This is a genomic window from Streptomyces spongiae (genome assembly GCF_009377185.1).
Taxonomy (GTDB): domain Bacteria; phylum Actinomycetota; class Actinomycetes; order Streptomycetales; family Streptomycetaceae; genus Streptomyces; species Streptomyces spongiae.
Genome location: NZ_VJZC01000449.1, coordinates 1 through 8,308 on the forward strand (window position 1 = coordinate 1; position 8,308 = coordinate 8,308).

Here is an 8,308-nt window from a genome sequence, read left to right on the forward strand (position 1 = left end):
GGGGGACAAGTGCGGGGGGTGACCGCGTGTCCGGTTACTCACAGGGGATGGCCAGGATGCTATCCGTACAAGTGATCGTACGCATCGTGAGGGACCCAACCTTGGCGACCCTGTTACCTGGCCGAACAGGATCAACGGGTCCCGTTCTCGGCGAACTTCGCGATCTTCTCGACGTTCTGCTTCGTGACGAAAGCGGGACCGGTGAGCACCGGGGCCTCGCCGCCGCCGCTGATGTTGCCGTTCGACTTGTGGAGCCAGATCGCGTCGACCGCGAGATAGCCCTGCAGATAGGGCTGCTGGTCCACCGCGAACTGCACCTTTCCGTCCTGGACGGCCTTCACGATGTCCTTGTTGAGGTCGAACGTGGCGATCTTCGCCTTGCTGCCGGACTCCTTCACCGAGTCGACGGCTGCCAGGGCGAACTGGGCGCCGTTGAGGACGACCTCGTCGATGCCGGGGTCCTGCCTGAGCTTGTCGGCGACGACGGAGGTCAACGTGTCCATGTTCGTGCCGTCGACGTAGAGGTTCTCGGTCTGGCCGCCGAAAGTCTTCCTCATTCCCGCACAACGCGCCTCCAGGGCGACGTTGCCGCGCTCGTGGACGACGCACAGGGCGTGCCTGGCCTTCAGGTCGTCCAGCTTGTCGCCGAGGGCGCGGCCGGCGACGCTCTCGTCCTGGCCGAAGTACTCCAGCAGGCCGTGCGACTGCCAGGCGGTGATGCCGGAGTTGAGGCCGACCACGGGTATGCCGGCCGCCTTGGCCTTGGTGACGGCGGCCTTCATGGCGTCCGGCCTGGCGAGGGTGACCGCTATGCCGTCGACCCGGTCGCCGACCGCGTCGCGCACCAGCCCGGCCTGCCCCGCCGGGTCGGCGTCACTCGCGTACGTCAGCTCGATGTTGTCCTTGGCGGCCGCGGCCTCCGCGCCCCTCCTCACCCGCTCCCAGAACTCGTCTCCCTCGGCCCCGTGGGTGATCATCGCGACCTTGATGCGGCTGGTGCCCGTGTCGTCGGCGCCGGAGTCCGACCCGCCGAAGCCGGAGCAGCCGGCCGAGAGGAGGCCGACGACGGCCACGGCGGACGCCAGGGCCGTGGTGTGGAGAGATCTGGAAGAACCGTGGGGTGGGGGGGACGTGTTCATGAGGGTGCGGCACCTCGCTGTGCGGCCGTGCGGAAGGCAGGAAGGGCTGAGCCGACACGCGGCAAGAGTGACACGCGTCGGCTTTGAGACTTTCGCTGGCGGTGAGCCAATCGTGTGTGACGCCCGGTAGTCAAGTGAGCAATCAACTCAGACGACGCACCCCGGCCAGCCGCCCTGGCCTCCCGTAATTCCCCCTGGCACGTGCCACTTTCGCCTTCCATGACATTCCCGGCGCGGATGGCTCACGCCGCCGCGTCCGACGCGGTCCGGGATGGCCTCGTCCTCACTCCCCGTCCGGAATCCGTACCGTGCCGCCGCTCACCCGGATCCGGTCCCCGGCGGCCGGAGTGGCAGCGACGGGCGGCACGTTGGCCGCGGTCAGGGCCGGAGCACGGCCGGGCTCTCCGCCCCGGGGTGTGGTGCGCACGACCTGGCTGGGTGGCAGGGGCGTGCCGTCGCGCAGCCGTTGCCACATCAGGTCCAGGGCCTGCTGGTAGTAGAAACCGAGGGGGACGTACCGGTTGTCGTACCCGGGCGCGGTCGAGTCGGCGTGGTGGGCGTGGGTGACCTCCACGTAGCTCACGGTGCCATGGCCCTGTCCGGCGCGGGAGTTGAGGCCGAGGTACGGGCGTGAGCTGTGGTTGACGGGGACGCGGGTGTCGTCGCGGCCGTGGACGATCAGCGTGGGCTTGCCGTGCAGGTCGCCCGTGCGGCGGGTGGCGTCGAGGCCTTCGGCGACCCGGCGCGCCCACGCCCGCTCCTCGCCCGGGGCGTTCGCACGCGGGAAGGCCAGCCGGAGGACACAGCGCTCGCCGCGCAGGTTGTAGTCGTGCCTGCCGTCCGGGCCGCGGGACTGGGCGTCGGCGACGGGCCCGCCCGGCGAGTTCTCGTCGATCAGCACGCCGGGCGCGGGGGCGCGGCCCGGGCTGGTGGCGAAGGCGGCGGCGAGTTCCACCCTGCTGTACGGGACGGGACGGCCCGAGGAGTCGGTGCGGGCCCATCCGTAGCCGCACAGAGAGTCGGTGACCGAGGCGCGGGCGAAGCTCATGGCGTACGAGACAGGGGTCTGCGGATCGTAATGGGCCACCTGTAGGTAGGACGATCGCGCTGGAAAACCGATACGGACGAGTGCCTCCTGGGCGAGCCGGGGCAGCCCGTCCTGGCCCGCCCGGGCCGCGTCGCGGCGCGTGATCAGGCGGGGGTCGTCGCCGACCAGCGCGGTGCAGCGGCGCCGCGCGGCGGCCTGGTCCAGGTTCGCGTATCCGGGAGCGGTCGGCTCGGTGAGGGCCGCGCACGGCTGGAGCAGTGAGGCGACGGAGTTGTACTGGAGCAGGGGCAGACCCACGGCCGGTACGCGCCGGTCGCCCTCGCGCACGTCGACGCCCTTCAGCGGGGCGAGGTTCATCTGGGGTTCGGAGGCGACGACCGCGTCGACGAGGCCGTACCGGTCGTCCTCGCCCGCGGCGACCGCGGCGCCACCGCCGTTGGAGACCCCGGTGGCGAGAACGGTGGTGGTGGCCGGGGTGTAGCCCTCGCCCGGCGCTCCGCGGCGGTGGTCGCGGTTCAGCAGGGCGAGCGTCAGTTCCACGGACCGCAGCACGTCACGGCCCCAGCCGGCCTGCGGATCGGTGCCGCTGTGCGCCATCTTGTAGGCCACCCGGTAGGGGCGCTCGGCGTCGAACCGGGCCCGCTCCTCCGCGCTGAGACCCGCGTCGAAGGCGGCGCGGTCGCCGACACTGGCGCGGGGCCCGGTCGTGCCGTCGTACGCCATCACGGTCCCGGAGCGCAGGTCGTCGAAGGCGGGTCCCATGCCCTTGTCGGTGTACGCGACCGCGCAGCGCCGGTGCAGGGCCCACGCCCCGGCCGTACCGGCCATGTTGTACGCGCCGCCCAGCCCGGACGCGGGCGCGGCGACCACGCACGGGCGGGCCCGGTCGAAGTCGTCCGGCACCTGGACGACGAAGCTCACGCTGCGCGCGCCGCGGCCCGCCACCGCGCGGTACTCGGTGCCCGCCACCTTGCCGTCCCCGGGCACGGGCCGCCCGCGGTCGACGTTCGCTCCGTACAGGCGCCCGAGGCCGCCGCCGTCCCCCGCCCACAGTCCGGCGGAGCTCCACAGGGCGCGGCGGCGCAGTTCGGCGGGCGTCGGGTTGTCGGGATCGGCGAAGCCGGGGGGTGTCGTGTCGCGGAGGCCGGCGAAGCCGAGACCGCCGGTGAGCAGGTCGTCGGTGCGGCCGTCGTAGCGTACGGAGTCCAAGTCCGTTATGTAGGAGGGTAGTTGGACAGTCTGTGCGGCTGTGGCCGACGAGGTGGTGCCGATCGGAGCGGCGGCGGTGGCCAGCGCGCAGGCGAGCAGTAGCGGGAGTCGGCGGGGCATGGGTGGGGTCCTCCTCACAGCGGCAGCGCACCCGTGGCGAGTGCCGCCGCCGTCATCACGAGCGTCGTGCCGAACGCCCAGCGGAAGATGAAGCGCTGGTGTTCGCCGAGTTGTACGCCGGTCATGCCGACGAGGATGAACGTGGCCGCGGTGAGCGGGCTGAGCGGGAAGCCGGTGGTCATCTGGCCGAGGACGGCGGCTCGGGCGATCTCGGCGCTGTCGGTGCCGAAGGCGCCGGCGGTTCCGGCGAGCACGGGCAGGATGCCGAAGTAGTAGGCGTCGGGGGTGAAGACGAGGCTGAGCGGCATGCTGGTGACAGCGACGAGGACCGGGAGGTGCCCGCCGAGTCCGTCGGGGATGACGCCGACCATCGCCTCGGCCATCTCGCCGATCATCCCGGTGCCGCTGAGGATGCCGGTGAACACGCCGGCCGCGAAGATCATGGCGGTGACGAGGACGACGCTCCTGCTGTGCTTCTCCAGCAGGGCCTGCTGGTCCTCCCAGCGCGGGTGGTTGACGAGCAGCGCGATGACGAAGGCGAGCACGAACAGCACGGGCAGCGGCATGGTTTCGAGAACCAGCAGGACCAGCAGGGTGAGGGTCAGCAGCAGGTTGAAGGCCATCAGTGCCGGGTGCGGGCTCGCTGCGACTCGCGGGGTCCCGGGGCCGTCACCCACCGGCTCCCGCTCCTGGGCCTCGGCACGCTCCGCGGGCTCCAGGCCGCCGAGCCGACGGCGCTCCCGGCGGCCGATCAGGTACGCGGCGAGGAGTACCCAGGCGATGCCCACGCCCAGGGCGGGCAGCAGGGGCGTGATGATGTCGGACGTGTCGAGCTTCAGGGCGGCGGCCGCGCGTGCCGTCGGTCCGCCCCAGGGCACCAGGTTCATCAGGCCGGCACCGAGGCAGACGATCCCGGCGAGCACCAGGCGGCTCATGCCGAGGCGCCGGTAGACGGGCAGCAGGGCCGAGACGGTGATCAGGAACGTCGAGGCGCCGTCCCCGTCGAGCGCGACGCAGATGGTGAGCACGGCCGTGCCGACGGCGATGCGCACCGGATCCCCTTTGGCCGCCTTGAGGATGGCGCGGATCAGGGGTTCGAAGAGCCCGGCGTCGATCATCAGGCTGAAGTAGAGGACCGCGAACGCGATCATGATGCCGGTGGGGGCGACCTGGGTCAGTCCCTCCAGCGCCATCGGCCCGATCTCGCCGGCGTGCCCGCTGACGAGGGCCGCCACCACCGGCAGCAGCACCAGCGCCACCAGGACCGACACCCGTTTCGTCATGGTCAGGAGCAGGAAACCGCCGATGGTGCAGAACCCCAGTGCCGCCAGCATGATCCGCCCACTTCCTCGTCGTCCGGCCGCTGTTGCCGAGTCCGGCCGGTGTTGCCGACGAGTTTCGGAGCGGTGAAAGATCCGCGTCCAGCATTGAACACAGATCTGTCCATGCGTTTAGCGCATCAGTTCCCTGCGGCGGTCGACGCGCCTACGCTCCGGCCATGGACGTCACCCTGCGCCAGCTCGCCGCCTACGCCGCCGTGGCCCGGGCCGTGAGCTTCACCGCGGCCGCCGCCGAGATGCACGTGTCCCAGTCGTCGCTGAGCCGGGCGGTGGCCGACCTGGAACGCACGCTCGGCATGCGGCTGCTGGAGCGCGACACCCGCAACGTACAGCTCACTCCCGCGGGCGCGGAGGCGCTGCGCGTGGCCGACCAGATCCTCGCGACCCATCGTGCCGGGCTCGCCCAACTCGGCCGGTACGTGGCGGGCGAGCGCGGCACGGTGGCGCTGGCCACGCTGCCCTCCCCCGCCGCCGTACTGCTGCCCCCGGTGATATCGGCCTTCCGGGACCGCCGCCCGGAGGTGACGGTACGCATCCTGGACGGGCTGGAACGCTCCGTACTGGAACGGGTGGTGGACGGGGACGCCGACTTCGCGGTGACGACGGTGGCCCGCCCCCGCACCCCCGGCATCGAACTCCGGCCGCTGGTCCGCGACCGCTTCGACGCGGTGCTGCCCGAAGGGCATCCACTGGCCGAGCGGGACGAGGTGACCTGGCAGGAGCTGGGCGGTGAGCCGTTCCTGGCGGTGGGTACGGACTCCAGCGTGCGCCGCATCACCGACGCGGCGTTCGCCCAGGCGGGCGTCGAGGCGCGGCCCGCGGCCGAGGCGGGCAGCGTGGCCACGGTCGGCGGCCTGGTCGCCGCCGGGCTCGGCGTCTCCGCCATGCCCGCGCTCGTGCACCCGCTGGTGGCGCCCGGCAAGTGGGTACGGCGCCCGCTGGTGGACCCCGTGGTCGAGCGGCAGCTGTACGTGGTCCTGCCGGTGCGGCGGAGCCTGCCGCCCGGGGCACGCGCCTTCCTGGAGCAGCTGGACGAGTTCCGGGCGTCGGGGTACGAGCTGCCGGAGGGGGTGTCGTGGGAGGAGGGGGCGCCTCCGACGCCTCCTCCCTCCGGCCGTGCGAGGACGTTCCCGCCGCCGACCGATGCGGTATCCGCATGAATTGATCCCCGTTCCTTGCTGGACTCGCATACGACCCACCCCGCAGCCTGAACCGCATGGACGACCGCAACGACGACCGCGGCAGCGCGCGGCAGGGACAGTTGACGGGCCTGAAGGTGGTGGAGTTCGCCCATGTCGTGGCCGGACCGCTCGCCGGGGCGATGCTCGCCGACCAGGGCGCGGACGTGGTGCACGTGGAGCCGCCCGGCGCGGGGGACGCGGCCCGGGCGATGGGGCCGAAGCGGGACGGGGTCCCCCTCTGGTTCAAGGTCGCGGGCCGCAACAAGCGGTCGGTGACGCTCGACCTGCACCACGAGGAGGGCCGCGAGGTCGCCCGCGAGCTGGTCGTCTGGGCCGACGTGGTCATCGTGACCCTGCGGGCCGGGCGGCTGCGCGCGTGGGGCCTCGACTGGGAGGCGGTCCACACGCTCAACCCGAAGGCCGTGCTGCTGCAGATCTCCGGCTTCGGCGCCACCTCTTCGCGGGCGGACGCGCCCGGTTTCGGCAAGATGGGCGAGGCCCGCAGCGGGGTGGTGCACCTGACCGGTTTCCCCGACGGACCGCCCGTGCACACCGGCTTCTCGCACGGGGATGCCGTGACCGGCCTGATGGGCGCGTACGCGATCCTGGCCGCCCTCCACCGCCGCGCCACCGACCCGGAGTTCGACGGCGAGTGGATCGACCTGGCGCTCTTCGAGCCGCTGTTCCGGCTGGTGGAGTGGCAGGTGATCGCTCACGACCAGCTCGGCGAGGCTCCGGTGCGCGCGGGCAACCAGCTGGCCGTGGCTCCGGCCGCCGTCATCAACACCTACCGCAGCCGCGACGGCGACTGGCTCACCGTCACCTCGGCGACCCTGCGCTCGGTGCGCAACGTGGCCCGGCTGCTGGGCCTGCCGGAGGAGGAGTTCGCGACGACCGAGCAGCAACACGCGGGGCGGGCAAGGCTCGACGAAGGGCTGCGCGTGTGGATCGCCGGGCGTTCCGCCGAGGAGTGCCTCGCGGAGTTCGAGCGTGCCGAGGTGGTGGCCTCCCGCGTCTTCTCCGCCGCGGACATCGCCGCCGACCCCGTGTACGCCGAACGCGAGGACATCATCACCGTCGACGACCCCGATCTCGGCGCCGTGCGCATGCAGGCCGTGATCCCGCACTTCCGGCAGGCGCCCGGCGCGGTGTGGCGCACCGGCCCGGCGCTCGGCGCGGACAACGACCTCGTGTACGGCGATTGGCTCGGCATCGACGACGACCGGCGGGCGAAGTTGGAGGAGTCGGGTGTCATCTGAGGGGCTGCCTGGTGGGGGAAGTGAGAGGCCCGAGGTGACGGCTGAGGGGGCGTCAGACGTCCGTGGGCTCGCCCGGGTCCCGCTGCGCTCGCTGCTCTTCGTCCCCGGCAACCGTACGGACTGGCTCCCCAAGGCCGAGGCGGCGGGCGCCGACGCGGTGGTCCTGGACCTGGAGGACGCGGTACCGGACGAGGCGAAGGCGGCGGCGCGGGCGGAGGTGGCATCGGCGGTAGAGGCGGTGTCCCCGGCCTCCTCCGGCGGGATGCGGCTGCTCGTCCGGGTCAACCCACTGAACACGACAGCCGGTTGGGCGAGCGTCGACGAACTGCGGGCGGTGGCCCGCCCCGGCCTGTACGGCATCGTGCTGCCCAAGGTGTCCAGCGTCGCCGACGTCCGTCTCGCCGACCGTCTCCTGTCCTGGTGCGAGCACGAACACGGCCTGCCCGAGGGGTACTTCGCGCTCGTCCCGCTCCTGGAGACGGCACGTGGACTGCGGGAGGCGTACGACATCGGCCGGGCCGTCGCCCGGGTGGCCCACCTTGGCGCGTTGACCGCGCCGGGGGGTGACGTCGAGCGTGCCGTCGGCTACCGGTGGAGCGCTGAGGGCGCGGAGACCCATGAGCTGCGGGCTCGCGTCCTCCTCGATGCCCGCGCCGCCGGTTCAGCGCACCCGGTGTCCGGTGTGTGGGCCGACGTGGCCGATCTGACGGGTCTGCGTCGATTCGCGGAGCAGAACCGTGCGATGGGTTATGAGGGGATGATGGTGATCCATCCTTCGCATGTCGCCGTCGTCAACGACGTGTTCTCCCCGGGTGAGGACGAACTCGCCCGCCATGAGCGGCTGGTCGCGGCGGTGGTGGCGGGCGCCGCGGAGGGGGCGGGGGCGGTCCGTTTCGAGGGTCGCATGGTCGACGAGGCGATGGCTGCGACGTCGCGGGCCGTGCTCGCCCGCGACCGGGGTGCCTCCGGCGGTTGGGCACGGTAGCCCGGCCCCGGCCAGCCCCGATTGACT

6 protein-coding genes are annotated in these 8,308 nt (G+C 72.4%); 3 read left to right on the plus strand and 3 right to left on the minus strand.

Annotation, left to right across the window (positions count from 1 at the left end; all coding sequences use genetic code 11):
* Nucleotides 1-131 precede the first annotated feature (131 nt).
* The 3 genes from FNH08_RS37705 to FNH08_RS37715 all read right to left on the minus strand — a co-directional run bounded on the left by FNH08_RS37705 (nt 132) and on the right by FNH08_RS37715 (nt 4,850).
* The gene (locus FNH08_RS37705) at nt 132-1,139 is read right to left on the minus strand and encodes a substrate-binding domain-containing protein (protein WP_152776035.1); all 1,008 of its coding nucleotides are present in this window, start codon (nt 1,137-1,139) and stop codon (nt 132-134) included.
* Between the two features lie 283 nt (nt 1,140-1,422).
* Nucleotides 1,423-3,516, minus strand: a complete 2,094-nt coding sequence (locus FNH08_RS37710; protein WP_152776036.1) for a 3-hydroxybutyrate oligomer hydrolase family protein — start codon at nt 3,514-3,516, stop codon at nt 1,423-1,425.
* Nucleotides 3,517-3,530: 14 nt separating this feature from the next.
* Nucleotides 3,531-4,850: a CitMHS family transporter gene (locus tag FNH08_RS37715; protein ID WP_152776037.1), complete on the minus strand. Its 1,320-nt coding sequence runs from the start codon at nt 4,848-4,850 to the stop codon at nt 3,531-3,533.
* 164 nt (nt 4,851-5,014) lie between these two features.
* Here FNH08_RS37715 and FNH08_RS37720 point away from each other — a divergent pair, with 164 nt between their 5' ends.
* The 3 genes from FNH08_RS37720 to FNH08_RS37730 are packed head-to-tail and all read left to right on the plus strand — an operon-like array spanning nt 5,015 to nt 8,281.
* A complete protein-coding gene (locus FNH08_RS37720) occupies nt 5,015-6,016 on the plus strand; it encodes a LysR family transcriptional regulator (protein WP_152776038.1) in 1,002 nt (333 codons plus the stop codon).
* Nucleotides 6,017-6,072: 56 nt separating this feature from the next.
* Nucleotides 6,073-7,296: a CaiB/BaiF CoA transferase family protein gene (locus FNH08_RS37725; protein ID WP_152776039.1), complete on the plus strand. Its 1,224-nt coding sequence runs from the start codon at nt 6,073-6,075 to the stop codon at nt 7,294-7,296.
* A 34-nt stretch (nt 7,297-7,330) separates the two neighbouring features.
* Nucleotides 7,331-8,281 carry an HpcH/HpaI aldolase/citrate lyase family protein gene (locus FNH08_RS37730; RefSeq protein WP_322726137.1) on the plus strand — a complete coding sequence of 317 codons (951 nt, stop codon included), beginning with the start codon at nt 7,331-7,333 and terminating at the stop codon, nt 8,279-8,281.
* The last annotated feature ends 27 nt before the right edge of the window (nt 8,282-8,308 follow it).